Raw genomic sequence first — 25,695 nt, forward strand, 5'->3', positions numbered from 1 at the left:
CCGCCCTCCATCACCAAAATCCTACACCTTCACCGCCTGTTCGACGAAATCCTCCGTTCCGAAGAACTTCAGGTAGCGTTCGACCTCCGCCGGATCGCCGGTCGCCTTGCGGGGGTTGTCGGAGAGTTTCACGGCCGGGCGGCCGCCGGCGTCAGTGACCTTGCAGACCACCGAGATCGGGTCCAGCCCGCGGAAAGGCTGCGGTGCGCAGCCGACGAAGTCGTTGGTGAGGTTGGTACCCCAGCCGAAGCTCATGCGCACCCGGCCCTTGAAATGCTCGTAGGTCCTGATGATGGTGTCGACGTCGAGACCGTCGGAGAAGATCAGGAGCTTCTCGCGCGGATCGCGCCCCATCTTCTTCCACCAGGCGAGGATCTTCTCGCCGCCCTCGATCGGCGGCGCGCTGTCGGGGCGGAAGCCGGTCCAGTCGGCCACCCAGTCCGGCGCGTTTTTCAGGAACGCCGCGGTGCCGAAGGCATCGGGAAGCACGATCAGCAGGTTGCCACCATAGAGCTGGTTCCAGTCCTGCAGCACCTTGTAGGGCGCGTCGGCCAGTTCGGCGTCATTTCGCGCCAGCGCCGCCGCCACCATCGGCAGTTCATGGGCATTGGTGCCGAGCGCCTCGAGATCCGTGTCCATGGCGAGCAGCACGTTGCTGGTGCCTGAAAACGAATGGCCGATCCCCTCCTTCAGCGCCTCCACGCACCAGCGCTGCCACAGGAAGGAATGCCTGCGGCGGGTGCCGAAATCGGAGATGCGCAGTTCCGGGTGCTGGCGCAACTGCTCCACCTTCGACCACATCTTCGCCTTGGCGCGGGCATAGAGCACATCGAGCGCAAACGGCCCCATGTCCTTCATCGCGGTGCGCGAGCGCAGTTCGTTGACGATGGCAAGTGCCGGAATTTCCCACATCGTGGTTTGCGACCAGCGCCCCTCGAAGGTCAGCTCGTACTGACCTTCCTTGCGCGCCAGATGATATTCCGGCAGCTGGAACTCGGCCAGCCAGGCGAGGAACTCGGGCGAGAAGATCTGCTTGCGGCCGTAGAAACTGTTGCCGGCCAGCCAGATCATCTCCTTCTTGGTGAAGCGCAGCGTGCGAGCGAAATCCAGCTGGTCGCGCAGTTCCTGCTCGTCGATCTCGTCGGCGAGGCGCACGGTCTTCGTGCGGTTGATCAGCGAGAAGGTGGCATCGACGTCCGGATAGAGCTTCCAGATCATCTGCAGCATCAGGAGCTTGTAGAAGTCCGTATCCAGCAGGCTGCGCACGATCGGGTCGAGCTTCCAGGCATTGTCGTATACGCGACGGGCAATATCCGTCTTGGTCATCTCTCCCACCTCGCTGCACTGCTCTGCCCGCCGGCCGAAAATTCGAGGATCGGGATGGTGCCGGCGGTTGCGCTCCCGGGTCCGTCGCACTCATCGCACGCCCCCCGCCCGGCCGCAAGACACGCCGGCTGGGGAACAGTGCGCGCAATCCGCGCAGGGGCGAAGATAAGGTCTTGTAATCTCTTCGCCTTCAATCGATGCTCGCAGGTGTTTCCAACCCGCGCTCGGGAGGCGTGCACATGGGTATTGAGAGCATCATTATCTTTCTTATCGTCGGCGCAATTGCAGGATGGCTCGCGGGCCTGATCGTATCCGGTTACGGATTCGGCCTGCTCGGCAACATCGTCATCGGCATCGTCGGCGCCTTCATCGCCGGCTTCCTTCTGCCCCGGCTCGGGATAGGCGTCGGCGGTGGCATCCTCTGGGCGATCATCCACGCCACGATCGGGGCGATCATCCTGCTATTGCTGATCAAGGTGATCAAACGGGCCTGAAACGCGGCAGCGCCGCCTTGCAGATTCCAGCGGACGGCGGCCGAAATCGACCGCCGTCCTTGCACGATCGGGAAATGCCCTGCGCTCAGGCGCCCCAGCGCAGCGCCACCGTGGCGACCTGGGCATCCCAGAGGAGCAGGCGCTGCTCGTCGAGCAGCGAGACGGTGATCGAGAGCCCGGCCATGTCGAGCGAGGTCACATAGGTGCCGACGAGCGAGCGGGCTACACGGAGCCCGCCCTGTTCCATCCGCGCCCGCGCAAGGCCGTACATCAGATAGAGTTCTGAGGCCGGCGTACCGCCGAAGCCGTTGACGAAGAGCAGCACCGGCGCGTCGGCGGGCGCTGCCAGATCGGCGAGGATCTCCGTGCACAGCAGGTCCGCGATCCTGTCGGCCGGCTCGAAGGCCGCGCGCGTGCGCCCGGGTTCGCCGTGAATGCCGACGCCGACCTCCATTTCCTCCGGCGACAGCGTGAAGGCGGCGCGGCCGGAGGCAGGCACGGTGGCGCCGTGGACGGCGACGCCCATGCTGCGGGTGGCCGCGACCGTCCGCTCGCCCAGGGCCTTGAGCCCGGCGAGCACCATGCCGGCCTCGGCCGCGGCACCGACGATCTTCTCCACCACCAGCGTGCCGGCGACGCCGCGCCGGCCGGAACTGCGCGGAGCCGCATGGGTGGCGATATCGTCGTTGACGATCACCGTCTCGACCCTGTGGCCCGACGCGACCGCCATCTCCGCGGCCATCTCGAAGTTCATGACGTCGCCGTCATAGTTCTTGACGACCAGCAGAACGCCGGCGCCGGTGTCGCATTCGACGATCGCGGCATGAATCTGGTCGGGCGTGGCCGAGGTGAAGATGTGGCCGACGCAGGCGGCGTCGAGCATGCCGGGACCGACGAAGCCGATATGCATCGGCTCGTGCCCGGCGCCGCCGCCGGAAATGATCGCCACCTTTCCCGGTCGCAACTCCCGGCGGCGGATATTGCGGCCACCGGTTCCGAACACGACGGATCCCTCGTGCGCCCGAACGAAGCCTTCGAGGCTTTCGGCGACGATCCGATCCGCCCTGTTCATGAATTTCTTCATGCTCCTCCTCCGCCCGGCACGATCCTAGTTCATGCCGGGAACATCCCTCAAGTCCGTTCCACTTCGTTCGTCTTGCCCGGCTTGCCGGTGCGGAGTGTCAGAGCAGCGCCGACAGCTTTGCCACGAACTCCGAGACGGCCTCGTCGAACTGGCGGTTCTTCAGCTCGTCGCCGAAATCGGGAACGTTCAAGGTCAGCGCCCGCTGGCCGTCGGTCGGGGCCAGGTCCGGCAGCTTGCCGGGATGGGCCTTCTCGTAGGCGCTCAGGAAGCGCTCCTGCTCCATCGCGCTCATGTGGCACACGCGGAAGATCGTCGCGAGGTGGCGCGACGGCAGCGGGGTCGCATAGGTGGGGCTGGTGATCTGGGTGACGAAGCTGCGGTGCTTGCCGAGTGCCGTGGCGAGGCGCTGTCGCGTCCCCGACGGCCGGTTGTCGATGATATCCGCAAGGATCGTCTTGTAGGCGACCGTCGCCTCTTCGCCTGCCTCGCGTGCCATTTCAGCCTCTTGCCTCGCTGCCGTCGGCGTTCAAGCGCGAAAGGGCCGCGCGCGCAAGCGTCATTCGCCTCGGCGCCATGGAAAAGTCTCGAAAACCGCAGGACAGCAGTGCGGGAAGGGCCGCGGGATCGCCTGCGAGGTCGCCGCAGATGCCGACGGGCCTGCCGGTTGCCGCGACCAGCGGCATCGTCATCTCCAGAAACCGCAGGACGGCAGCGCGCGCGGCCGGGTAGAGCGGCGACACGGCCGCGTTATCGCGGGCGCTGGCGGACAGATACTGGGCGAGATCGTTGGTGCCGAAGGAGAAGAACTCGGCCTTAAAGGTCTCCGGCATCAGGGCTGCGGCCGGCACCTCGACCATGAGGCCGAGCGGCGGCATGGCGTGCGTTACGCCACGGGCGGAAAGCCGCGCCGCCTCCTCGGCAAAGACGGCACGCGTCTGCTCGACTTCCGACGGCGCCGTCACCATCGGCAGCAGCACCCGCAGCCTCCCGACGGGGGCCGCACGCAGGAGGGCGCGCACCTGGGTGCGCAGCATGCCGGGGCGTGCCAGCAGCAACCGGATGCCGCGCAAGCCGAGGAAGGAGGAGGGATCGGTCGCCTCGCCGGGCGGCGGCTTGTCGGCGCCGAAGTCGAGAAGGCGGATCGTCACCGGCCGGTCGCCGGCCCAGGCGAGCGTTTCGGCATAGATTTCGACCTGCCGCTCTTCGTCGGCCAGATCGGCCGGCGCGCCCATCAGATATTCGGTCCTGAACAGCCCGATTCCGTCGATACCGGAAGGCGAAAGATGGCGGAGTTCCGAAGGATGATCGATGTTGGCCTGCAGGGTCAGCCTGATGCCGTCGGCTGTGTGCAGGGGGATTTCGTCGGCCTGCCGGCCGTCGGGCACCGGCAGGCTTGAAGCCCGGTCGTCGACGAGCTCCGACGCACAAGCCGCGCGACCGCCCGCGACCACGCCGTCGTCGCCATCGACAACAAGTTCCATCCCCGTTTCGATTTCGGCGCCGGACATGGCCACCACCATCGGTACGCCGCGGCTGCGAGCGAGTGTGGCCACATGGCTCGCGACGCTGCCCCCGAAAAGCGCAATGCCGCCGCCCCGCGACCAGTCGTGCGACAGAAACAGGCTGGGGGCGATGTCGCGGCCGACGAGGATCGAGCCTTGCGGGAAATCCGGCGGACGCTCGCCATGCAACGCCCGGAGCACCTGTTGGCGGATATCGCGCATGTCTGCGCCGCGGGCGCGGATATGCTCGTCTTCGGCGTCCTCGAAGGAGGCGACATAGGCGTCCATGGTGGCCGCCCAGGCGGCGCCCGCCTCGGCTCCGCGCTGTATCCGCTCCAGGCTCGGCTCGAGCAGGGCCGGATCGCGCAGCATCTCGATCTGGAATTCCAGGATCGCAGCGCTTTCCAGATCCGAGCGCCCGGCAAGCTCCCGCAGAGCCTCGACCGCGCGGTCGACCGCTTCGGCGAGCCGGGCGGCATCGCTGCCGTTTGCGCGGACACCCCGGGCGCGGCCATCCTCCGGCGCCATCACATAGGCCGGTCCGCGGGCCATTCCCGGAGAAGCCCCCTGCCCTTTCAGCCTAAGCGCTTCGGGCATGGCTCTTCTCTTCGTCGAAGTTCCGCTCGACCAGGGTGCGAAGCGCGGCGACGGCCTCCGGCGCCGCCGCACCTTCGGCGCGGATCGAGAGAACGAAGCCCTTTCTGATGCGTGCGCCCATGATCTTGACGATGCTCTTGCCGTTCAGCCAGACGCCGTCGCCATTCACCTCCACGCCGATCGCGCAGGGGAAGGACTTGGCGAGCCGGGTGAAGACCACCGACGGCCGGGCATGCAGCCCGATGTCGTGCGTGACCTCGACCGTCGCGAAGGCGATGGCTGAGGCCGCATCGTGCGGCCGGTCGGCCATGGGACGCTGATCGTTCACGGGGAAAGCTCCTCCGCCGTTGCCACCACCTTCGACAGGGTCGCGCCACCGGATGCCTCGGCGGCCGCGATCACGGCGCCTTCGACGACCGGGGCATTGCAGATGGCGACGCGGCGCGCGCGCGCAGGTTCGAGCATTTCGATCGCCATCTCGCTGTTGGTCTCCGCCCCGCCGAGGTCCACGAAGACCGCCACGCCCGCCTCCGACCAGGCGGCGGCGATCGCGGCCAGGATGTCGCTGGCGCTGGTGCCGAGGCCGCCCTCGGCGTTGCCGCCGCACCAGGAGAGCGGCACGCTGTCGCCGACCATCTGGCGGACCATGTCGGCGGTGCCGCGGGCGATCAGGGGCGAATGCGACACGATGACGATCCCGACATTTGCGCCATTGGCCTTCATGCTCCTTCCGTCTCCCCAAGATAGCGACAGATCGCGCCCGTCAGCAGGGCGCAACTGCAGGCGCCCGGATCCATATGTCCGATCGAACGGTCGCCGAGAAAGGACGCCCGCCCGCGCTCGGCCTTCATCGCAACGGTGCGTTCGGCCGCGGCCTGCGCCTCGATTGCGATGTTGTCGAGCGTGGACTGCATTCGCACTTCCGACTGCACCGGGTAAAGCACGTCCAGCAAGGTTTTTTCGCCTGCGCCCGACCGGCCGCGCCGGGCGACGGCGTCGACGGCCCGCGACAGAGCGGACGAAAAGCCCTTCTGTACGCCGGGCTCCTCACCCGCCAGCCCCCTTCCGAGTTCCACCAGCAGGGTTCCGTAGAGCGGGCCGGATGCGCCGCCGACCGACATCACAAGCGTCATGCCGATCCGTTCCAGCGCCTGCGGCAGCGGCAGGCCCGCCAGCATGTGCCGCTCCTCGAACACCGCCTCGCAGCCCCGCCGCATGTTGGTGCCGTGGTCGCCGTCGCCGATCTCCTGGTCCAACAGGCAGAGATGATCGGCATTGTGCGCAATGGCCGCGCTACACGCCTCGATCAGGCCCGGAAGGAAGGATTGGCCGGCTTCCACGTTCCCGCTCCCCGTTCTCCCGTTCAACCCATCGCCGCGGCAGCGGTCTCGAAGACTGCCGCAACGGCTTCGGCGCCTGGATCGGGAACGCCTTCGAGATCGCGCGCGCCGAGATAGGACGAACGGCCGGCCTTGGCCCGCGTCATGGCGCCGGTCGCGACAGCGCCGGCGCGCGCCGCCTTCGCAGCGGCGGCGATCCCCTCCTTCTCCAGCGCCGAAAGTGCCGGTGCGAGCGCGTCGACCATGGTCCGGTCGCCGGGGGCCGCGCCTCCATAGAAGGTCATCCGCTCGAGGCCGGCTGCGAGCGCTGCGGGAAGATCGCCGCCGGCGCCGTGGTTCTGTGCCGCGGCGGTGAAGAAGATCGACAACAGAACGCCGCTGGAGCCGCCCATGCTGGTCCCCAGCGCCTCGCCGATCGCCGCCATCGTCGCTGCGGCGTCTGCCAGCGGGAGCTTCGGCTTCAGCGCCAGCACGCTTCTGGCTCCGGTGGCGACCGTCGAGCCGGTGTCGCCGTCGCCGGTGCGCGCGTCGAGCCGGTTCAACTCGTCCTCCATCGCCACGAGACGATTGCAGATGGCGTCGAGCAGGGCGCCGGCCGCGGCCGGATCGGCCGGCCGTCCCGCGCCGGCCGATCCGGCGCCCGGAGCTGTGGCGGCCTGCGGTGCGGGGACGACGGAGAGCGGATGACGTTCGACGGGAGCGATCCAGGCGCGCGGGGCGACGCCGGAAGCCAGGGCTGCGGCCCTCTCCGCGTCAAGCCGCAACAGCGACAGCGAGAAGCCGTTCATGTTCAGCGCCGTCATCAAGGGCGCCGGGCCGATGACGAGCCTGATCCGTTCGGCGAGCGGCGACGTCAGGACGGCCCGGGCGATCAGCCCCATCTCCAGCGGCGGCACGGAGCCGAGATTGTTGATCAGGAGCGCATGGTCGCCGCCGGGTTTCAGCGTCGCCGAAAGCCGCTCGGCCATGGTCGCCACGATCGCGGCCGCCTCCTGCAGAGCAATGCGCTCCGCACCAGGCTCGCCATGGATGCCGAGGCCGAGTTCGCCCTCGCCGGGGCCCAGCCGGTCCTCGTGCGCCTGACCGGGAATGGAGCAGGTCGACAGCGACATGCCGAGCGAGACGATGTCGGCCGCCGCCGCGCGCGCAGCCGCCGCGACCGCTTCGAGGCCTTGCCCGGCTTCGGCGAGATGGCCGGCGATCTTGTGGACAAAGAGGGTGCCGGCGACGCCGCGCGGCTGGGGAAGGTCGGGAAGGGCGATGTCGTCGGCGACGATCGCCATCTCCACCTTGTAGCCCTCGGCGCGGGCCTTCTCGGCCGCCAGGCCGAAATTCAGCCGGTCGCCGGTATAGTTCTTCACCACCAGCAGGCAGCCCGGCGCGCCCGTCACCGCGCGGATCGCGGTCAGCACCGCGTCGACGCTTGGCGAGGCGAAGATCTCGCCGGAGACGGCTGCCGTCAGCATGCCCTTGCCGACGAAGCCGGCGTGCGAGGGTTCGTGGCCGGCACCGCCGCCGGAAATGACGGCGACCTTCAACTTGTCCCAGTCGGCGCGCACGATCACCTTGATCGCCGGATAGGTATCGAGCCGCGCCAGTTGACCCTGCGGGGTCGAGAGAAGCAGGCCGTCGAGCGCCTCGGTGACGATGTCTTCCCTGCGGTTGAAGAAATGCTTCATCCTGACCATCCCGTCCTGTCGTTTCCTGCCCAGCCCGAACGAGGCGCGGCGAAAGTTCAAATTCATTCGCGGGCCGCGCCGTGCCCACGCCGTCACGTCAACCTCTGCCCTCCGGCATCGAAATAGAGCGGGTTGCGCAGCTTCAAGTCGATCCGGTCGCCCCGGCCGACGGCGAGGTAGGGATCGGCAAGCGTCACCAGCTTGTGCTGGCCGACCTTGATGTGCAGGTGGTTCTGGTCGCCCAGGTGTTCGATCCAGTCGATCTCGGCATTGCCCTGGCCGGAGCGGACGATCTCCAGATGCTCGGTGCGGGCGCCGATCGTCTTCGTGCCCCTAGGCGCGCTGCCGCCGGGAAGCAGCCCTTCCGGGATCAGGTTGATGTGCGGCTGGCCGAGCCGGGCGGCGACGTGGAGATTGGCGGGATTGCTGTAGATCTCGCGGGGCGTGCCGATCTGCGCCAGCCTTCCCTCCGCCAGGATGCCGATCCGGTCGGCCATCGTCATTGCCTCGACCTGGTCGTGGGTGACGTAGAGCAGCGTCGAGCCGATCTCGTTCTGGATGCGTTTCAGCTCCAGCCGCAACTCAGCGCGCAGCTTGGCATCGAGGGAGGAGAGCGGCTCGTCCATCAGGTAGATCGCGGGCTTGCGCACCAGCGCCCGGCCGATCGCCACGCGCTGCATCTCGCCCCCGGAAAGGCGGGTAGACCGGTTTTCCAGCTTGTGGTCGATACGCACCATCTTCGCCACCTCGCGCACGCGGGCGTCGATCTCGCCCGCCGGCAGGCGACGCGCCGGCGAGCGCAGCGGAAAGGCGAGGTTCTCGTAGACGGTCAGGTGCGGATAGAGCGAATACTGCTGGAAGACGAAAGCGACGTCGCGACTGGCCGGCGCCTCGCCGGCGACATCACGGCCGGCGATGGCCACGCGGCCGGAATCGGGTTTCTCCAGGCCCGCAATCAGCCGCAGCGTCGTGGTCTTGCCGGAGCCTGTGGGGCCGAGCAGGACGACGAAGTCCCCGTCGCGGACGGTCAGGCTGACATTGCTGACGGCCTGCGTTTCGCCGAAAGCCTTGCTGATGCCGGCAAGCGTGACTTCAGCCATGACGGGCCTCCGCAGTGAGAGACGAGGGAACGGCCTTGCCGGATGCGCAATCGAACAGCGACAGCCGGTCATGGTCGAGTTCGAGCCCGACATTCTCGCCGATCGCAAAGCTCTGTTCCGCCGGCACGCGCGCCTTGACCAGGCCCTGGGCCGTCTCGACCGAGACAATCTGGTTGGTGCCGAGATATTCGCTGCCATAGACGGAACCGCGCAAGGGCGCGGCGTCGCTGAAGCGGACATGCTCGGGGCGGACGCCGAGCGCCAGTTCGCCGGGCTCGCGCACCGCGTGCACCTGCGGCACGCGGACTGCGACCTCGCCGACGGTGACGCTGGTCGCGCCGGTTTCGAGGCCCGAGTGGAAGCGCAGGAAATTCATCGGCGGCGAACCGATGAAATCGGCGACATACATCGAGGCCGGGCGGGCATAGATCTCCTGCGGCGTGCCGTACTGCTCGATCACGCCGTGGTTCATCACGGCGATTTTGTCGGCCATCGCCATCGCCTCGTGCTGGTCATGGGTGACGTAGACGGTGGTGGCGTGGATGCGGTTGTGCAGTTCGCGCAGTTCGTGGACCATCACCTCGCGGAATTCCGCATCCAGCGTGCCGAGCGGCTCGTCCATCAGGAAGCATTTCGGCCGGCGCACGATGGCGCGGCCGAGCGCCACGCGCTGGCGGTCGCCGCCGGCAAGGCCCGAGACGGAGCGGTCGAGGATATGGCCGATCTGCAGGAGCCGCGCCGTTTCCTCCACGCGCGTCTTGATCTCCGCCTTCGGCACGCCCTGCGACAGGAGCGGAAAGCCGATGTTCCTGCGGACGTTCATGTGCGGATAGAGCGCAAAGAGCTGGAAGACGAAGGCGATGTCGCGGGCGCTCGCCCGGTTGAAGGTGACGTCCTCGCCACCGAGCAGGATCCGGCCGCTGGTCGGCAGCTCGAGTCCTGCGATCATCCTGAGCGTCGTCGTCTTGCCGCAACCGGACGGCCCGAGCAGCGCCAGGAACTCGCCGTCGTTCACGGTGAAGGTGGAGTCTTCGACCGCGGCGAAATCGCCGAACTGCTTGCGCAGGTTTTCAACCCTGATCTCCGCCATGGCTACTCCGGAAACTTCGAGACGACGATGAACATGACGGTGCCGGCGAGCAGCGTCACCAGCGACCAGGTGTAGAAGACCAGCGCAAACGGCTGGAACAGCATGAGGAAGCCGAGTGCGATCAAGGCGGTGGCGATGTTTTCCATCGGGCCGCGACGGAGGAAGAAGGGACGGCGCTTGCGCTTGATGGGTTCGGACTGGACGGTCATCGCTTGTTGCCTTCCTCGATGTTTCGGGGTGCCGCCCCCTCACCCGGCCTCCGCTGCGCTCGGCCACCCTCTCCCCGCTGGGGAGAGGAGGTCCATTGGTGCCGGCGATCCGGTCTCGATAGAGCATGGACGCTTTCGTTCCTGCTCGTCTTTCCAGGGTAACGCGGCGCGTATGGTTGTCCTCTCCCCCACGGGGAGAGGGTGGCCGAGCGCAGCGGAGGCCGGGTGAGGGGGACGCCGCAAGGAGAAACAGGCCCGATCATTTGCGCACCGCTCCGAAGGTGATGCCGCGCAGCAGCTGTTTGCGAAGCAGGATGGTGAAGACGAGGATCGGCACGAGGAAAATCGTCGTTCCCGCCGCAACCGCCGGCCAGTCCATGCCGCCCTCGCCGATGATCGTCGGGATGAAGGGCGGCGCGGTCTGGGCCGAGCCCGAGGTCAAGAGCACCGCGAAGGCATACTCGTTCCAGGCGAAGATCAGGCAGAAGATGGCGGTCGCCGCGATCCCCGTCGTCGCCTGCGGCAGAACGACCTTGCGGAAGGCCTGCAGGCGGGTGTAGCCGTCGATCATCGCGGCTTCCTCGTATTCGCGCGGGATCTCGTCGATGAAGCCCTTCAAGAGCCAGACGGCGAGCGAGACGTTGACCGCCGTATAGAGCAGGATCATGCCGAGCGCGGTGTCCGACAGGCCGAGCTCGCGGTACATCAGATAGATCGGGATCGCGACCGCGATCGGCGGCATCATCCGCGTCGACAGGATGAAGAACAGGAGATCGTCGGCGAGCGGCACCCGGAAGCGGGAGAAGCCGTAGGCCGCGAGCGTGCCGAGGAAGACGGCCAGGAAGGTCGAGCCGAAGGCGATCACCATGGAATTGGTGAAGCGCGGCCAGTAGTTGGAGGGGCCGGCGATCACCATGTTGCGGCTGCGAGTGATCTCGTCGCAGGTCGACTGCGGCGGCCCGAGCGACTGGATATATTCCGGCGTCTGCCGGGTGCGGGTGGTGAAGAGGTTGCAATAGCCTTCCAGCGTCGGCGTAAAGACGAGCTTCGGCGGATAGCTGATCGAATCCGGCGGCGACTTGAAGCTGGTCATGAAGATCCAGGCGAGCGGCACCATGGTGACGATCGCATAGAGCACGACGATGATGCCGGCGATGCGCTTTGTCGTGGCACTCGGCTCGACGACGGAATGGGCGGAGGTGGCGTTGCTCATCTCTGCTTCACCCTGTTCAAGGCCTTGACGTAGATGTTGGCGAGCCCGAAGACGGCGACGAAGAGGATGATGGCGAAGGCCGACGCCCGCCCCGTCCGCCAGCTTTCGAACGCCTCACGCTTGAGCGTGATGGAGGCGACCTCGGTGGTCGATCCCGGTCCGCCGCCGGTGAGCAGCATCACCATGTCGAACATCTTGAAGTTCTCGATGCCGCGGAAGAGTACGGCCAGCATGATGAAGGGCAGCGCCATCGGGATGGTGATCGACCAGAACTGTCGCCAGGCCGAGGCACGATCCACCTCCGCCGCCTCATAGATGTAGTCGGGAATGGAGCGAAGGCCAGCGAGGCAGATCAGCATCACATAGGGCGTCCACATCCAGGTATCGACGATGATGATCGACCACGGCGCCAGCGAAACCGAACCCAGCATCTCGAAAGAGGAAGGCGGCACGCCGGTGACGTAGGAGACGATATAATTGAACAGGCCGATCTGCGGCTGGTAGAGGAACCGCCAGAAATTGCCGACCACCGCCGGCGACAGCATCATCGGAATCAGGATGACGGTCGTCCAGAAGGCATGGCCGCGGAACTTGCGGTCGATCAGGTAGGCGAGCGAAAAGCCGATCAGCGTCTGGAGCACAATCGTCCAGAAGACGAAATGCGCGGTCGTCTGCATGGCGATCCAGATGTCGCTGTCCGTCAGCACGCGCTGGTAGTTCTGCAACCCGACGCTTTCCACCACCGCATTCGGCCGGTTCGCGCGATAGTTGGTGAAGGAGAGCCGCACCGCCCAGATCAGCGGGAAGATGTTGATGGCGAGAAGCAGCGCGATCGTCGGCGTGATGAAGAGCCAGGCGATCGCGCGGTCGGAGAGGCCGCCGATGCGCCGGGCGAGCGAAGCAGGCCTCGAGGTCGCGGCCCGTTCCGGCTCCTTTTCCAGTATGGTCGTATCAGAATTGATCACGGACATTACCTTGAGGCTTGGAGGAACGTGCTTGCGGCGGGCCGCCCGGACAGGCGCCGGACGACCCGCCGGGAGGAAATCAGAGTTTCCCTTCGTCCTCGAAGATCTCGGTCCAGTCCTTGACCAGCCCGTCGAGCGCCTCCTTGGCGGTGCCCTGGTCGGCCACCACATAGTCGTGGAACCGCTTCTGCGCGGCCTGCAGCAGGATAGCGTAGGACGGCTCCTGCCAGAAGTCCTGCACCTGGTTCATGGCCACGAGGAAGTCGGCCGCGAAAGGCTGGCTATCCTTGAAGGAGGGATCGTTCAGCACGTCGTTGTGCACGGCATAGCCGCCGAGCTGCCACCACTTCTTCTGCACGTCGGGCTGGGCGAACCATTTGATGTAGGCGAGCGCGCCGTCCATGTTGTCGGTATTCGCCACGACCGAGATGCCCTGGCCGCCGAGCGTCGAGGCGGCCGTCGCCTCCTTCGGGTTGACGAAGAAGCCGATCCGGTCGCCGCCGACGTTCTCATCCTTGGCGAGGCCGGGGAAGAAGGCGAACCAGTTCATCGCCATCGCCGCCTGGCCGGATTTGAACGCGTCCAGCGTCTCGCCCATGTAGGCGTCGGTATAGCCCGGCGGCGTGCAGCACTTGTAGAGTTCCTTGTAGGCCTCCAGTCCCTTGACGGCGCCCTCGGAGTTCACGGCACCGTCCATGTCATACTTGCCGGTGGTGTTCTCGTATTTGAAGCCATAGGGGTAGAGCGCCTGCGTCGCGCCCATGGTGATGCCTTCCGAGGCCCGCTCGGTGAAGATCGCCGCGCCATAGACCTTCTTGCCGTCGATCTCCTTGCCGTTGAAGAACTTGGCCGTCTCCAGCAGTTCGTCCCAGGTGGTCGGCGGTGCGAGGTCGCGCCCCGTGGCGGCCTTGAATTCGGCCTGGATCTCCGGCTTGCTGAACCAGTCCTTGCGGTAGAACCAGGCATTGGCATCGCCCATGGCCGGCAGCGCCCAGTAATTCGGCGTGCCCTTCGGCCAGGTCGAATAGGCATTGACGGCGGCTTCGGCGAAGTCGCTCATCTTGATACCTTCCTTGTCGAAGAAGTCGTTCAGCTTGACGTAGTAGCCGTTCTCCGCCGAGCCGCCGATCCACTGGCTGTCGCCGATCAGGAGATCGCAGAGCTTGCCCCCGGAATTCAGCTCATTGAGGATGCGATCGGCGAAATTCGGCCAGGGCACGAACTCGAACTTCATCTGCGTGCCGCTCTGCGCGGTGAAGTCCTTGGAAAGCTCGACCAGCGCGTTGGCCGGGTCCCAGGCGGCCCAGCAGAGCGTCAGTTCGTCGGCCTGCGCGAGCGTCGGCAAAGCCGTCGAAAGGCCAAGCGCCATCGTTGCCCCGAGAAGGGGTCTGCACATCGTTTTCATGAAATCCTCCCAGATTCGAAAGGAAGCCCCACGCCACCCTTCGGAAAACTCCCTGCATGAACATGCCCGGCACGGCCCTCACTCTGCCATGTTGAGCAATCTGTTTAGTGATACGCAAATCACTCAACATATCAAGGGACAATCGTCGCTGCGCCGCAGCAGAAAGGGCCGGAACTGCGGGATACCCGGCCCACCTTATCACAACCGCCAATGTTCAGCTGTCGTCGTGGCGTCTCAGGCCGGCCCGGGCAGGCCGTCGCCACGGTCGCCCGCGAGCCGACGCCGAGCGGGATGGCCGAGATCAGCCGCGGACCAGGCGACCGGCAAGGGTCGCCTCGGCAACGTCCGCAGAGATTGCGCGACGGCTGCAGCCGCACGCTTCGGCGCAAGCCGGTTCGCGTGGATTTATATACCAAGGGAAAAAAATGGTGCTGCTAGAGAGATTTGAACTCTCGGCCTCTCCCTTACCAAGGGAGTGCTCTACCCCTGAGCTATAGCAGCATCCGGCGAAGCAGATTGCCTGCGTTCGCGTCGAGCGAGGCGCCTATTGCCATAGTCTTACCCCCTATGCAAGCCGCAAACGCATCATGGGGACAACAAATTCGGCAAAAGCCCGCGGCACTTTTGCGAAGGCGTGTTTCGCGCTATCGGTGGGGTATGGAGAAGGACGGAAAGACGGGCGGCGGCGCGGATGGACGCGGCAGGCCTCCGGCGAAGACGCAGATGCCGGAGAGCGACGCGGTGCGCGCCCGCGCCGAAGAGCGCAAGGCGCGCCTGGCGAAGACGTTGCGCGACAACCTTTCCCGCCGCAAGCAGCAGGCGCGGGCGCGGCGTGCGGGCGCAGCCGACGAGACCGAGGGGCTGCCTGCCGCAAATTCGGACGAATCACAGTCATAGAGTGTCGAGAACGCCGTTTCCGGCGCGAGGGGACAACCAGATGGCGCGGCCGAAACGGTCGGCTATCGGCACGCTGGCCTGCGCCGGCCAAGCGTCGGCGACGACGGGATCCGGCATCCCGGTGACCTATCCCCCTCTTCCGGACGGTCAATACACAGTTTCCGGCATTCGCGCCGGGGCGGTCTCCTGCGGGAGGCTTCATTTTTATGCCGCGATGCTCTATGGAGGCGCCTTCCTCCGGGAGCCGGTAGATTGAGAAAGGCGGGCGCAGGCCCGTAGGCACACATGGATCGTATCAGGATTGTAGGCGGCAACGCGCTCAAGGGCGTCATTCCCATCTCCGGCGCCAAGAACGCGGCGCTGCCGCTGATGATCGCCTCGCTTCTGACCGACGATACGCTGACGCTGGAAAACGTGCCGCATCTCGCCGACGTCGAGCAGCTCATCCGCATCCTCGGCAACCATGGCGCCGACATCTCCGTCAACGGCCGCCGCGAACGCCAGAGCGAGGGATATTCCCGCACGATCCACTTCACCTCGCGCAACATCGTCGACACGACCGCGCCCTACGAGCTGGTCTCGAAGATGCGGGCGAGCTTCTGGGTGATCGGCCCGCTGCTCGCACGCGAGGGCAAGGCGCGCGTGTCGCTGCCGGGCGGCTGCGCGATCGGCACGCGCCCGGTCGACCTCTTCATCGAGGGGCTGACGGCGCTCGGCGCGCAGATCGAGATCGACGGCGGCTACATCGACGCGAAGGCGCCCGAGGGCGGCCTGATCGGCGTCCGCTACACCTTCCCCAAGGTTTCGGTCGGCGCCACGCACGTCATGATGATGGCCGCGACGCTCGCCCGCGGCACGACCGTCATCGGCAATGCGGCACGCGAGCCGGAAGTGCAGGATCTCGCCAAGTGCCTGAACGCCATGGGCGCGAAGATCACCGGCGCGGGGACGGGTACGATCACGATCGAAGGCGTCGCCTCGCTTTCCGGCGCGCGCCACCGCGTGCTGCCCGACCGGATCGAGACCGGCACCTATGCCATGGCGGTGGCGATGACCGGCGGCGACGTGGTGCTCGAGGGCACCGAAACGCACCTGCTCGACACCGCGTTGGAAGCCATCCGCCGCGCCGGCGCCGAGATCACGACGACCGATAGCGGGATCCGCGTCGTCCGCAACGGCGCCGGCATCAAGCCGGTCGATATCGTCACCGATCCCTATCCCGGGTTCCCGACCGACCTGCAGGCGCAGTTCATGGGGCTGATGACGCGCTCCTCCGGCGTCTCCCACATCACCGAGACGATCTTCGAAAACCGCTTCATGCACGTGCAGGAGCTCGCCCGGCTCGGCGCGAAGATCTCGCTCTCCGGCCAGACGGCCAAGATCGAGGGCGTCGAGCGGTTGCGCGGCGCACCGGTCATGGCGACCGACCTGCGCGCCTCCGTCTCACTCGTCATCGCCGGCCTTGCCGCCGAAGGCGAAACGATGGTCTCGCGCGTCTACCATCTCGACCGCGGCTTCGAGCGGCTGGAAGAGAAGCTGAACCGCTGCGGCGCCTCGGTGGAACGCGTCAGCGACTGACGGACCGGCTGGACCATGCCCGGCGATGAATGTGCCGGGCATTCGATGATTGCGCCATCGCATGGGCCCAGATCTGCGACAGACCCCTCGCCTTCTCCGGTGGCCCGGCAGGATCGCTGCCGGCTGCACCTCGCGCGCAGTTGCGCTCGCCCGTTTCCCGTCCTATTTCCTGAATTGAACGCAAATGGGCGGCCAGCCAACCGGCGCGGCGCGCGATGTCGGCAATCAGGGGCGGCCGCAAGGCTGCCGAAAAGGAGCATCATGGACAATCTGAGGCTGCTGGCCCTCGACGGAGACGATCTCTCGGTCGTTTCCGCGCATCTGCAGGACGCCGTCTTCAAGACCGGCGACGTCAGCTGGGATGCCCGCCACGGCGTGTTCTCGCTCGCCGTCAACCGCTTTGTCTGGGAGACGGCAGGCGCGCGCGGCAAGGCCTTCGAGCGCCGGCGCGCCATGATCGCCTTCAAGCGCGTGCGCGCAGTGCGCGCGATCGGCATCGATCGGAGCGACCGCGAGGCGGTCCTCTCCCTGTTGGCGATCCGGTTCTCGCCTGCGGGCGAAGGGCCGGACGGCACGGTGGAGCTGGTCATGTCGGGCGACGCCCAGTTCGCGCTCGACGTCGAATGCATCGAAAGCCAGCTCGCCGATGTCGGCGGTGCATGGGAAACGAGCTTGAAACCGCAGCATCCGGCAAGCTAGAGCAGTGAGGCATCGTCCGCCGGCCCGCAATGCCGCGCGACGGGACGCATCGACGGGTCGCCGGGTTTCCTGCACCCGCACCATCCAGGCAGGGCGGAGCCTTCCCGCCGCACGACAGGACGATTGAACAGTGGCGATCAGGCTTGATTTTCGCGACGGCGACTTCGAAACGCGGTTCGCCGCCTTCCTCACCACCAAGCGCGAGGTGTCGGAGGACGTGAACGCCACGGTCCGCGCCATCATCGACGACGTGCGCGAGCACGGCGACCGGGCGCTTGCCGCCTATACGCTGCGCTTCGACGGGCTGGATTTCGGCACCGTGCCGATGCGCGTCGGCGCGGACGAGATCGAGGCGGCCTATCGGGATACGCCGGCGGAGGTCGTCGCCGCGCTCGAGCTGGCCGCCCGGCGCATCGAGAAGCACCACGCCCGCCAGTTGCCGAAGGACGACCTCTACGAGGACGACATCGGCGTGGGGCTCGGATCGCGCTGGACGGCGATCGACGCGGTCGGGCTCTATGTGCCGGGCGGCACCGCCAGCTATCCGAGCTCGGTACTGATGAACGCCGTTCCGGCCAAGGTCGCCGGCGTGCCGCGCATCGTCATGGTGGTGCCGGCCAAGGACGGCGCGATCAACCCGGCGGTGCTGGCGGCGGCCAGGATCGCCGGCGTCGACGAGATCTACCGCATCGGCGGCGCGCAGGCCGTCGCCGCGCTCGCCTACGGCACCGGGACGATCGCGCCCGTCGCCAAGATCACCGGCCCCGGCAACGCCTTCGTCGCGGCCGCCAAGCGCCAGGTGTTCGGGACGGTGGGCATCGATATGATCGCGGGACCTTCCGAGGTGCTGGTGATCGCCGACGAAGGGAACGATCCGGACTGGCTGGCCGCCGATCTTCTGGCCCAGGCCGAGCACGACCGCGGCGCGCAGGCGATCCTGGTCACCGACAGCGCCGAACTCGCCGATGCCGTCGAAGCGGCAGTGGCCCGCCAGTTGAAGACGCTGGAACGCGCGGAGACGGCGGCGGCCAGCTGGCGCGACTTCGGCGCGATCATCCTGGTGCCGGACCTCGAAGATTCCGTGCCGCTCGCCAACCGCATTGCCGCCGAGCATCTGGAAATCGCCACCTCCGACCCCGACGCCTTGCTGCCGAAGATCCGCAATGCCGGGGCGATCTTCGTCGGCCGCCATACCCCGGAGGTGATCGGCGACTATGTCGGCGGTTCCAACCACGTGCTGCCGACCGCCCGCTCGGCCCGCTTCTCCTCCGGCCTATCGGTGCTCGACTACATGAAGCGCACCTCGATCCTGCGGCTCGGCCTCGAGCAGCTGCGCAAGCTCGGTCCTGCGGCGGTCACGCTTGCCGAGGCCGAGGGGCTCGGCGCGCATGCGCGCTCCGTTTCCATCCGCCTCAACGCCGGAGGATGATGGAGGGATGACGAGGATGCCCGCCTTCCGCCTATGCGACGTGGTGCTGGACGAGACGATCGGCCGCGCCACGCCGGACGTCGAGCATGAGCGGGCGGTGGCGATCTTCGACCTGATCGAGGAGAATTCCTTCGAGCCGGTCGGCCACACCGGCGGCCCCTACCGGCTCAACCTGTCGCTGATGGATTCGAAGCTGATCTTCGCCATCAGCACCGAGGACGGCGGCGCGGTCGCCACCCACATCCTGTCGCTGACGCCTTTCCGGCGGATCGTGAAGGACTATTTCCTGATCTGCGAAAGCTACTATCAGGCGATCCGCTCGGCCACGCCCAGCCAGATCGAGGCGATCGACATGGGCCGGCGCGGCATCCACAATGACGGTTCGCAGACGCTGATGGACCGGCTCTCCGGCAAGATCAGGCTCGATTTCGACACCGCGCGGCGGCTCTTCACGCTGGTCTGCGTGCTCTACTGGCGCGGGTGAGCGGCATGAGCGCGCTGGCGACCGACATGGGGCAGACAACGACGCGAAGCCCCGGCTCGGTGCTATTCATGTGCCGGATGAATGCGGTGCGCTCGCCCATGGCCGAGGCGATCGCCCGGAGCGTGCTGCCGGCCGGCACCTACGTAGCCTCCGCCGGCATCCGCCCCGGCGAGCGCGATCCCTTCGTCCAGGCGGTGCTGGAGGAGGTGGGGCTGTCGATCGAGCGCCATCTGCCGCGGTCGCTGGAGGAACTGGAGGACGACTATTTCGACCTGATCGTGACGCTCGCCCCGGAAGCGCACCACGCAGCCCTCGAACTGACCCGGTCGAGCGCGGTCGAGGTGGTCTACTGGCCGACCCCCGATCCGACTGTCGCCGCGGGCACGCGCGAGCAGATCCTTTCGGCCTATCGCGAGGTCCGCAACCACCTGGCGACGCTGATCGAGCGGCGGCTCGGCCCCGGCATATCCGTTTCTTCTTGAATAAACCCGGGCCCTCATACGGGCATGTGAAGAAAGCCGGATCATTGGTGTTCACAAAACACCCTCTATTGTGTAGTTTCCGGCAAAATTTCGGCCGGCGGCATCCTGCCTCCCGCCAACGAAGGATCACCACCGCAATATGGCAAAAGAAGAAGTCCTTGAATTCCCGGGTGTCGTTACGGAACTGCTGCCGAACGCCACCTTCCGCGTCAAGCTCGAGAACGAGCACGAGATCATCGCGCACACGGCCGGCCGCATGCGCAAGAACCGCATCCGCGTGCTCGCCGGCGACAAGGTGCTCGTCGAGATGACGCCCTACGACCTGACCAAGGGTCGCATCACCTACCGCTTCAAATAAGCCTGTCCTTCCGGCGCTCCACCGGGCGCGCTCGGCTCCCTCGAGGTTCCATGGAATTCGCCCACAAGCTCATCCTGGCATCCGGCTCGCCGCGCCGCGTCGAGCTTCTGGCGCAGGTGGGCATCGAGCCCGACCGGCTGATGCCGATGGACATCGACGAGACGCCGAAGAAATCGGAGCATCCGCGTTCGCTGGCACGACGGCTTTGCACCGGCAAGGCGGAGGCCGCCCTTGCCGCGATCAAGGGCGATCCGGCCGCCGCGGGCAGCTACATCCTCGCCGCCGACACCGTAGTCGCGGTCGGGCGACGCATCGTGCCGAAATGCGACATGGTCGACGAGGCCGCAAGCGCCCTGCATCTGCTTTCCGGCCGCAGCCACCGCGTCTTCACCGGCATCTGCCTGATCACCCCGGACAGGAAGGTGCGCCAGCGCATCGTCGATACCAAGGTCCGCTTCAAGCGGCTGTCCGGCCTCGACATCGAGAGCTATCTCGCCTCCGGCCAGTGGCGCGGCAAGGCCGGCGGCTATGCGATCCAGGGGATCGCCGGCGGCTTCGTCGTCAAGCTGGTGGGTTCCTATACGAACGTGGTCGGCCTGCCGCTGCAGGAGACGACCTCCCTGCTCTCCGGCGAAGGATACGACGTCCACCGCCGCTGGTCGGAGGGCTGAGGCTGTGAGCAACGGTACGGACAAGCCGACGGCAAAGGTCGAACCCCTGCGCAAGGCGCACCCCTGCCCCGAATGCGGCCGCCAGTCGGTGCGCGACCACTACCCGTTCTGCTCGGAGCGCTGCCGCAGCCTCGACCTGAACCGGTGGCTCTCGGGCTCCTACGCCATCCCCGTCAGCGACGACGAGGCGAAGGCAGGCGAGAACGATTGACGCTGACGGCCCGTCAGCACACATCCCCGAGCCGGCCTCTCCCTCCTGCCGCCACCGCCATCCAGCGGCGCCCGGTCCCGGCGCGGGCGGCCGGAAGCAGGCTGCATCCTGTCACCAACAATTGCGCAGCCACGTGCGACGATCCGAAAAGCCGAACCTTTTCCGATACTTGAGATCTCGCGCTTTTTCACGTCGAAAATCTGCCATGGGGGCTGGACACGATCGAGCAAGATGCTATAACCCCGCTCGCTTCCGGGGCGAAACCAAACGCCCCACGGGTTTTGCAACGAAACCCAGCCGGATGCCCGGATAGCTCAGTTGGTAGAGCAGCGGATTGAAAATCCGCGTGTCGGTGGTTCAAATCCGCCTCCGGGCACCATTCTAAGTCCCTATTATGTTTGCCTTTTTCCATATCCGCATCAATCCTAATGAATCTGAGTTTGACAGATTTATTCGCCGGGTTTGACAACTTTCGTTTTTCGTTTGTTCAGTTCGGCCTCGAAATCGGCCACGGCGGCACTTGCTTGACGTGAACGATCGGCACGCCTGGAATAGTGTTTAGCCATCGCCTCGGTCGCATGACCAAGCACGAGCGCGATAGTTCCGTGATCCTTGCCCATTTCGGCTAGAATCGTTCCCACAGTGTGGCGAAGACCCTTGAGCGTTAGACCAGGCTGCACCGCGCCGCTTTCTTCGAGCTTTTTCTTCAGCTTGTTCCAATTGGTGCTGAAGCCGTTATAGGTCCACGGTTTGCCGCGAGAGTTCGCGCACAGGGTGATAGCGTCGTGCTTCGGTGCCTGAGCAAGAGCATTCGCAACCGGCTCAAAAAGCGGCAGGTAAACGGGCTGACCCGTCTTGTGACGACGGGTGTCAATCCCGGCTGCAGAGATCGCCGTTTTCGGCAGAGCAAGCGCGTCCTGCGGATCGAGCGCATAGAACATCATAATACTGATCGGCAAAGCCATGTGTGCCGGCAATGCAGCGAGTACGGTTTCCCGCTCAGCGTCTGTCCACGGTCGGTTCGCGTCCGGCAAATCCTTGGGGCGTTCCGCTAGGCTGACCTCTTCAGCCGGATTTCCCTTCGTATAATCGTACTCAAGGCCCCAATTGAAAACCAACGATATGACCGAGCGGACATAGTTCGCGAATCGGAACCCGCGTTGCATTTCAGCCTTGTCGCGAATCTTGGCAACAAAGCTTCGCGTGAACCGCTCTAGCGGCGTATCCTCGATTGGCTTGAGCCAGTCAAAAACCTTCTGATAATCGCTCTGTGTGCGCGCCGCACGCTTCTGGAATTTTGGGCTGGCACGATATTTCTTGATCAGCATGCCAAGCGTGCCGGGTTTCGCTTCCTTCACCTTGTGCAGTTCGTTGATCCGATGCACTTCCATATCGAAAGCAAGCGTGAACGGTTCGAATTTCGTGCAGTCGATTTTCTCCCGGCTCTTCCGATGATAGGCGCGCCATTCGAACGGCGGCTTTTTATCTCGGAAAATCTGCCATCCCTTGTACTTATTCTGGCGCTTTTCCCGGTCCGTTTTCATCCGAGCCTTCCAAGAATTTCATCATCACTATCAGGTGAGCCGGCTTTCAGACTGTCAAGCCAGGCGTCCAGATCGTGCATGTCGTACAATTGGGAGCCGTTGGGCATCGCCACCGGTCGAACGGAGCAGGCACCGGGGAAGCGCTTAGCGGGGATACCCACGTACTCGCCCGCCTCGCGCAAAGTCAGCATGCGGCGCGGTGCCAATCTCAAATTAAGGGTAGCGCTTGCCATCGCTATAACGCCTCGAATCTCGAACATATTGTGTTTTGCAATATAGAGCGCCATATCGTGTTTTGCAATATGGATTTGATGCACAGTTGTGGGAAAGAGCGGCTATAGCTGGTCGCTCATAATTGCGCGCGGGTTCCAGCCTTCAACCTGCCGAACCTCGTCAGGATCAAGCACACCCGTTTCGATTGCGATTTTGTGCGCATTCCAGCGCGTCTCGGGGTCGCCGCGAAGGAAACCCGACAGATCAAGTTCCATTTCATAGGGACCGGACGTCGGGAAAACGGATCGAATAAATTCCGCTTCGATCTTCCGCGCCCACGGTGCCAAGCAGAACGTCGCGAACCACAAGCCGGCCTGTGCAGCATTTGTGAAGGTGTTGTTTTCGTACGATTGTACGATTGGCGGCGGCACCTGAAACAGCCGGCATATCTCGATCACGCCGAACTTACGCGTTTCCAGCAATTCGGCATCTTCCGGGTTGATCTGCGCCGCCTTCCACTTGAGGCCATCTTCTAGAATAGGTGTGGAACCGGCTTTGCCCGCACCCGAATGGTCCGTCTTCCACGACGTTCGAAGACGGTCGAATGCCTCGCTTGATAGTTTGTTGTCCGTTTCGAGCACACCGGAAGGTGACGCGCCGTTGTTCAGGAACGCCCGCGCATGTTCGTTCGCCGCTTGGACGCCATTGACGGTATCAGCGGCACGCGACAGGCGGCTACGGCCAATCTTGCCGTCATCCGTCCTATCACGCAGGTGCAGCACCTCGCCCTCAAGATAACGACGGGTAATGCCGCGTCCGTCCGAGACGTCATAGGCGAGCCGCCCGCTCGACAGTTCGGATACCGTCACCATGCCCCACGGAACGTAACGGAAGCCCGAAAGCTGCCCGTTGCCGCTGCGATCGATCACAGCCAGGCCGTTGCCGGTTAGAAGCGTTGACGCGACGATATGCTCAAGGAAATCCGGCCAAGACATTTGCGGACTGACACCGGCCCGCGCGATCCGGCAGAGCGGATGCGTGGTTGTCTCGATCCGGTTGCCGTCATTGTCGCGGCGGTAAACCACGACGGGCACATAGGCGAGCGCCGTGGCGATTGCATTGGTGCAGCCGAGAACCGTACTAAGATTCTCGGCTGCACGCGCTGACATACCGGCAAAATTGCCAATGCCAGGCGCGAGCGCTGACCAGGATGACGGTGCGAGGGTTTCCCCGGCCGCGCGCTTCTCATAGCCGGCCAAGCCGGCAATTCGTTCGATCAGGCCCATTTGTTGGCCTCCGCAAGAATGAGGGCGCGACGGCGGCGCTCGGCATTGGAACCGTTGCGCAGCGCCCGAAGCGCAATTTCAGTGTCGGGATATGCCGGCCACGCTGAGACGACAGAGATTTCTTTGAGGGCCACAGTTCGCAGCGTACGCCGGTCGCCCTGCCAAGATTCGCCGCCCTTCGGCACCGTGAAACCGAAAGACATTCCGCCCAGGTCGCCGCGCTCGGCAAGGGCGAGCACGTCACGGCCGGCGCTTGTGTCGGGAAGGTCGAGCGAGAAGGCCAAGCCCCGGCCATCTTCCGTGAGCCGCAGCGTACCGCTCTTGGTGCGGCCAAGCACGCGTGAAAGGTCGTGATCGAGCAAGGCGAGGATATCCCCCGCCAATGCCTCGCGAAATGCGCCGGGGGCGATCGTTTCAACGAAACCGCCCGTCCACGCTTCACTGTTGAAGGTGGCGGCATACCCTTCGATACGCCGTCCAGTGCTGCGGATTTCAATGAACGATCGCCGTTCGATGTCGCCCCCGGCCTTCATCGCGCTTACTCCACAGGCGCGGCAATCGCCACGCTGGTCGTTTCGACGCCCGTGGCCGACACAAACGCCAGCGGATGGCGCACTGCGCAATCAACGGTCGCCATGGCACGAATGGACACGTTGCCCTTGGAATAGGCCGTGCTTTCGAACGGGTTCACGAGAATGTCGATTTCAGACCAAATGCCGATAAGCATCTCGGACCAGTCGCCATAGATCAGGCCATGCTCGTCGCCGCTGCCAAGGGTCGTCGGCACCTGGTTAGAGAACGTCACGGGCTCTTGGTGGAAGATCGGAGCAACACCCACCGGCAGCCGGTTGGCGTCGAGGCCCAACGAGCAAATCTTCTTGATGAGATTGGTCGTCAGGAAGCTGCGCCGCGCGGTGGCGACGTTGGCAATGTCTGCCTTGGCGATCATTTCCGCCGTCGTGGTAAAAAGGTCGGTCGTGTACGCCTGCGTGGCGATGCCGGTGGTCGCAAGAACGCCCTTCGGCTGGTTGCTGCCGCCGCCCTGGATGGCCGCACGGTCGATGGCAAGCGCGAGATTGCGCGCCAGCATCTGACGAAGCAGCATTTCCACATCGGGCGATGCCTGGAGAAGCATATTGCGGGAAAACTCCGAAAGCGCGCCGGCATGCTTGGGGCTGAGGGTCACGGCGTCGAAGTCGGCATCGTCAGACGACAGCGCCGCATTCTCGGCAACCCATCCCACAGTGGGGCTATCCGTCTCGCGCGGAATGCTGAGATTGCCCGTAAGGCCATTGAGCACACGAGCACCAAGGCCGCGAACGACGGAAGATGCCGTGAGAGCGGAAATGTACTGGTCGGGCCGGTGGTCGGTCGGGACCAGTTCTCCACCCGTCGAAGTCGTGAGAACACGCGTCTCGAAAACTTCGGTCGGGATGTAGATGCCTTCAGCGGAACGGCCGGCACGCTTGGAAAGCTCTGCCTGCACTTCACGTTCAAAGCCGGCATCCACACCCAGGCCGGCAGCGGCCGCGATAGCGCGGGTGACGCGGAAACGGGAACGGATTTCCGTGTCCAGCTTCACATCGCCGTTGATCGGCTTGCCTGTTTCGGCCCGGTCGGCAGCATCGATTTTGCGCGCACGTTCCAACTTGTTATCGACGGCACGAAGTTCGGTTTCTGCCGCCACGAAGTCATCGTTCTTGTCGGCCTGGTGGGCCTCATTCATGCGGGTCACGATTGCCGCCCGCTGTTCGATCAGATCACTGGTTTTCATGTGGTTTGGTCCTTCCGGGGTTAAATAAATCTACCTCCTTTTTGCTTCGCCGTGCCGGTGGGGAA

29 protein-coding genes and 2 tRNA genes are annotated in these 25,695 nt (G+C 65.2%); 11 read left to right on the plus strand and 20 right to left on the minus strand.

The features are described from left to right. Positions 1-21: 21 nt before the first annotated feature. Entirely contained in the window at positions 22-1,326 is a 1,305-nt protein-coding gene (gene pncB / locus LQK81_RS15510; RefSeq protein ID WP_230807270.1) for a nicotinate phosphoribosyltransferase, read from the minus strand. A gap of 239 nt (positions 1,327-1,565) precedes the next feature. Here pncB and LQK81_RS15515 point away from each other — a divergent pair, with 239 nt between their 5' ends. Next, the gene (locus LQK81_RS15515) at positions 1,566-1,820 is read left to right on the plus strand and encodes a GlsB/YeaQ/YmgE family stress response membrane protein (protein WP_230807271.1); all 255 of its coding nucleotides are present in this window, start codon (positions 1,566-1,568) and stop codon (positions 1,818-1,820) included. A gap of 85 nt (positions 1,821-1,905) precedes the next feature. On the opposite strand, the gene dhaK is transcribed toward LQK81_RS15515, so the two are convergent. From dhaK to LQK81_RS15585, 14 genes are all read right to left on the minus strand, one after another. Continuing rightward, positions 1,906-2,904: a dihydroxyacetone kinase subunit DhaK gene (gene dhaK, locus LQK81_RS15520; RefSeq protein ID WP_230807272.1), complete on the minus strand. Its 999-nt coding sequence runs from the start codon at positions 2,902-2,904 to the stop codon at positions 1,906-1,908. 97 nt (positions 2,905-3,001) lie between these two features. Beyond that, positions 3,002-3,400 carry a hypothetical protein gene (locus LQK81_RS15525; RefSeq protein ID WP_230807273.1) on the minus strand — a complete coding sequence of 133 codons (399 nt, stop codon included), beginning with the start codon at positions 3,398-3,400 and terminating at the stop codon, positions 3,002-3,004. A 1-nt stretch (position 3,401) separates the two neighbouring features. After that, positions 3,402-5,003: a putative PEP-binding protein gene (locus LQK81_RS15530; RefSeq protein WP_230807274.1), complete on the minus strand. Its 1,602-nt coding sequence runs from the start codon at positions 5,001-5,003 to the stop codon at positions 3,402-3,404. Beyond that, complete coding sequence (locus LQK81_RS15535; protein ID WP_230807469.1) at positions 4,987-5,313, minus strand: HPr family phosphocarrier protein; 327 nt, start codon at positions 5,311-5,313, stop codon at positions 4,987-4,989. Before LQK81_RS15535 ends, LQK81_RS15530 begins: the two co-directional genes overlap by 17 nt. Positions 5,314-5,327: 14 nt before the next feature. Continuing rightward, positions 5,328-5,726 carry a dihydroxyacetone kinase phosphoryl donor subunit DhaM gene (dhaM, locus tag LQK81_RS15540; protein WP_230807275.1) on the minus strand — a complete coding sequence of 133 codons (399 nt, stop codon included), beginning with the start codon at positions 5,724-5,726 and terminating at the stop codon, positions 5,328-5,330. Beyond that, a complete protein-coding gene (dhaL, locus tag LQK81_RS15545) occupies positions 5,723-6,343 on the minus strand; it encodes a dihydroxyacetone kinase subunit DhaL (RefSeq protein WP_230807276.1) in 621 nt (206 codons plus the stop codon). The genes dhaM and dhaL overlap by 4 nt, the downstream gene beginning before the upstream one ends. 23 nt (positions 6,344-6,366) lie before the next feature. Next, entirely contained in the window at positions 6,367-8,022 is a 1,656-nt protein-coding gene (locus LQK81_RS15550; RefSeq protein WP_230807277.1) for a dihydroxyacetone kinase subunit DhaK, read from the minus strand. 92 nt (positions 8,023-8,114) lie between these two features. Beyond that, complete coding sequence (locus tag LQK81_RS15555) at positions 8,115-9,122, minus strand: ABC transporter ATP-binding protein (protein ID WP_230807278.1); 1,008 nt, start codon at positions 9,120-9,122, stop codon at positions 8,115-8,117. Further along, positions 9,115-10,212: an ABC transporter ATP-binding protein gene (locus tag LQK81_RS15560; RefSeq protein WP_230807279.1), complete on the minus strand. Its 1,098-nt coding sequence runs from the start codon at positions 10,210-10,212 to the stop codon at positions 9,115-9,117. Before LQK81_RS15560 ends, LQK81_RS15555 begins: the two co-directional genes overlap by 8 nt. Positions 10,213-10,214: 2 nt before the next feature. After that, positions 10,215-10,421 (minus strand): hypothetical protein, encoded by a 207-nt coding sequence (locus tag LQK81_RS15565; RefSeq protein ID WP_230807280.1) that lies wholly within the window; start codon positions 10,419-10,421, stop codon positions 10,215-10,217. A 259-nt stretch (positions 10,422-10,680) separates the two neighbouring features. Beyond that, the gene (locus tag LQK81_RS15570; RefSeq protein ID WP_176949121.1) at positions 10,681-11,634 is read right to left on the minus strand and encodes a carbohydrate ABC transporter permease; all 954 of its coding nucleotides are present in this window, start codon (positions 11,632-11,634) and stop codon (positions 10,681-10,683) included. Beyond that, on the minus strand, positions 11,631-12,605 hold the full coding sequence (locus LQK81_RS15575) for a carbohydrate ABC transporter permease (RefSeq protein WP_269064995.1): 975 nt from the start codon (positions 12,603-12,605) through the stop codon (positions 11,631-11,633). The genes LQK81_RS15570 and LQK81_RS15575 overlap by 4 nt, the downstream gene beginning before the upstream one ends. Before the next feature lie 73 nt (positions 12,606-12,678). Beyond that, positions 12,679-14,004 (minus strand): ABC transporter substrate-binding protein, encoded by a 1,326-nt coding sequence (locus LQK81_RS15580; RefSeq protein ID WP_230807282.1) that lies wholly within the window; start codon positions 14,002-14,004, stop codon positions 12,679-12,681. Positions 14,005-14,430: 426 nt separating this feature from the next. After that, positions 14,431-14,505, minus strand: a tRNA-Thr gene (locus tag LQK81_RS15585). A gap of 222 nt (positions 14,506-14,727) precedes the next feature. On the opposite strand from LQK81_RS15585, the gene LQK81_RS15590 reads away from it, so the two are divergent. The 10 genes from LQK81_RS15590 to LQK81_RS15635 all read left to right on the plus strand — a co-directional run bounded on the left by LQK81_RS15590 (position 14,728) and on the right by LQK81_RS15635 (position 21,192). Further along, positions 14,728-14,901 (plus strand): hypothetical protein, encoded by a 174-nt coding sequence (locus LQK81_RS15590; RefSeq protein ID WP_230807283.1) that lies wholly within the window; start codon positions 14,728-14,730, stop codon positions 14,899-14,901. Between the two features lie 285 nt (positions 14,902-15,186). After that, complete coding sequence (murA, locus tag LQK81_RS15595; protein ID WP_230807284.1) at positions 15,187-16,479, plus strand: UDP-N-acetylglucosamine 1-carboxyvinyltransferase; 1,293 nt, start codon at positions 15,187-15,189, stop codon at positions 16,477-16,479. A 261-nt stretch (positions 16,480-16,740) separates the two neighbouring features. After that, positions 16,741-17,178, plus strand: coding sequence for a DUF2948 family protein (locus LQK81_RS15600; RefSeq protein ID WP_230807285.1), 438 nt, complete (start codon positions 16,741-16,743; stop codon positions 17,176-17,178). Positions 17,179-17,308: 130 nt separating this feature from the next. Beyond that, entirely contained in the window at positions 17,309-18,607 is a 1,299-nt protein-coding gene (hisD, locus tag LQK81_RS15605) for a histidinol dehydrogenase (RefSeq protein ID WP_230807286.1), read from the plus strand. A 16-nt stretch (positions 18,608-18,623) separates the two neighbouring features. After that, the gene (locus LQK81_RS15610; protein ID WP_230807470.1) at positions 18,624-19,091 is read left to right on the plus strand and encodes a UPF0262 family protein; all 468 of its coding nucleotides are present in this window, start codon (positions 18,624-18,626) and stop codon (positions 19,089-19,091) included. Positions 19,092-19,096: 5 nt separating this feature from the next. Continuing rightward, the gene (locus LQK81_RS15615) at positions 19,097-19,573 is read left to right on the plus strand and encodes an arsenate-mycothiol transferase ArsC (RefSeq protein WP_230807287.1); all 477 of its coding nucleotides are present in this window, start codon (positions 19,097-19,099) and stop codon (positions 19,571-19,573) included. Positions 19,574-19,712: 139 nt separating this feature from the next. Next, complete coding sequence (infA, locus tag LQK81_RS15620; protein WP_004435948.1) at positions 19,713-19,931, plus strand: translation initiation factor IF-1; 219 nt, start codon at positions 19,713-19,715, stop codon at positions 19,929-19,931. 50 nt (positions 19,932-19,981) lie between these two features. Then, positions 19,982-20,602 carry a Maf-like protein gene (locus tag LQK81_RS15625; protein WP_230807288.1) on the plus strand — a complete coding sequence of 207 codons (621 nt, stop codon included), beginning with the start codon at positions 19,982-19,984 and terminating at the stop codon, positions 20,600-20,602. 4 nt (positions 20,603-20,606) lie between these two features. After that, positions 20,607-20,813 (plus strand): DNA gyrase inhibitor YacG, encoded by a 207-nt coding sequence (yacG, locus tag LQK81_RS15630; RefSeq protein ID WP_230807289.1) that lies wholly within the window; start codon positions 20,607-20,609, stop codon positions 20,811-20,813. Between the two features lie 303 nt (positions 20,814-21,116). After that, positions 21,117-21,192: transfer RNA gene (locus LQK81_RS15635), tRNA-Phe, on the plus strand. A gap of 70 nt (positions 21,193-21,262) precedes the next feature. Here LQK81_RS15635 and LQK81_RS15640 read toward each other — a convergent pair. Genes LQK81_RS15640 through LQK81_RS15660 form a run of 5 tightly spaced genes read right to left on the minus strand, consistent with a single transcriptional unit; the run spans position 21,263 to position 25,630 of the window. Further along, positions 21,263-22,357, minus strand: coding sequence for a tyrosine-type recombinase/integrase (locus LQK81_RS15640; RefSeq protein WP_230807290.1), 1,095 nt, complete (start codon positions 22,355-22,357; stop codon positions 21,263-21,265). Then, positions 22,354-22,644, minus strand: a complete 291-nt coding sequence (locus tag LQK81_RS15645) for a hypothetical protein (RefSeq protein ID WP_230807291.1) — start codon at positions 22,642-22,644, stop codon at positions 22,354-22,356. The genes LQK81_RS15640 and LQK81_RS15645 overlap by 4 nt, the downstream gene beginning before the upstream one ends. A gap of 48 nt (positions 22,645-22,692) precedes the next feature. Then, positions 22,693-23,856 carry a phage portal protein gene (locus LQK81_RS15650; RefSeq protein WP_230807292.1) on the minus strand — a complete coding sequence of 388 codons (1,164 nt, stop codon included), beginning with the start codon at positions 23,854-23,856 and terminating at the stop codon, positions 22,693-22,695. Continuing rightward, entirely contained in the window at positions 23,847-24,389 is a 543-nt protein-coding gene (locus tag LQK81_RS15655) for an HK97 family phage prohead protease (RefSeq protein WP_230807293.1), read from the minus strand. Before LQK81_RS15655 ends, LQK81_RS15650 begins: the two co-directional genes overlap by 10 nt. A gap of 5 nt (positions 24,390-24,394) precedes the next feature. After that, entirely contained in the window at positions 24,395-25,630 is a 1,236-nt protein-coding gene (locus LQK81_RS15660; protein ID WP_230807294.1) for a phage major capsid protein, read from the minus strand. Positions 25,631-25,695 lie beyond the last annotated feature (65 nt).

Source organism: Rhizobium sp. GN54 (assembly GCF_021026345.1).
Lineage (GTDB): Bacteria > Pseudomonadota > Alphaproteobacteria > Rhizobiales > Rhizobiaceae > Mycoplana.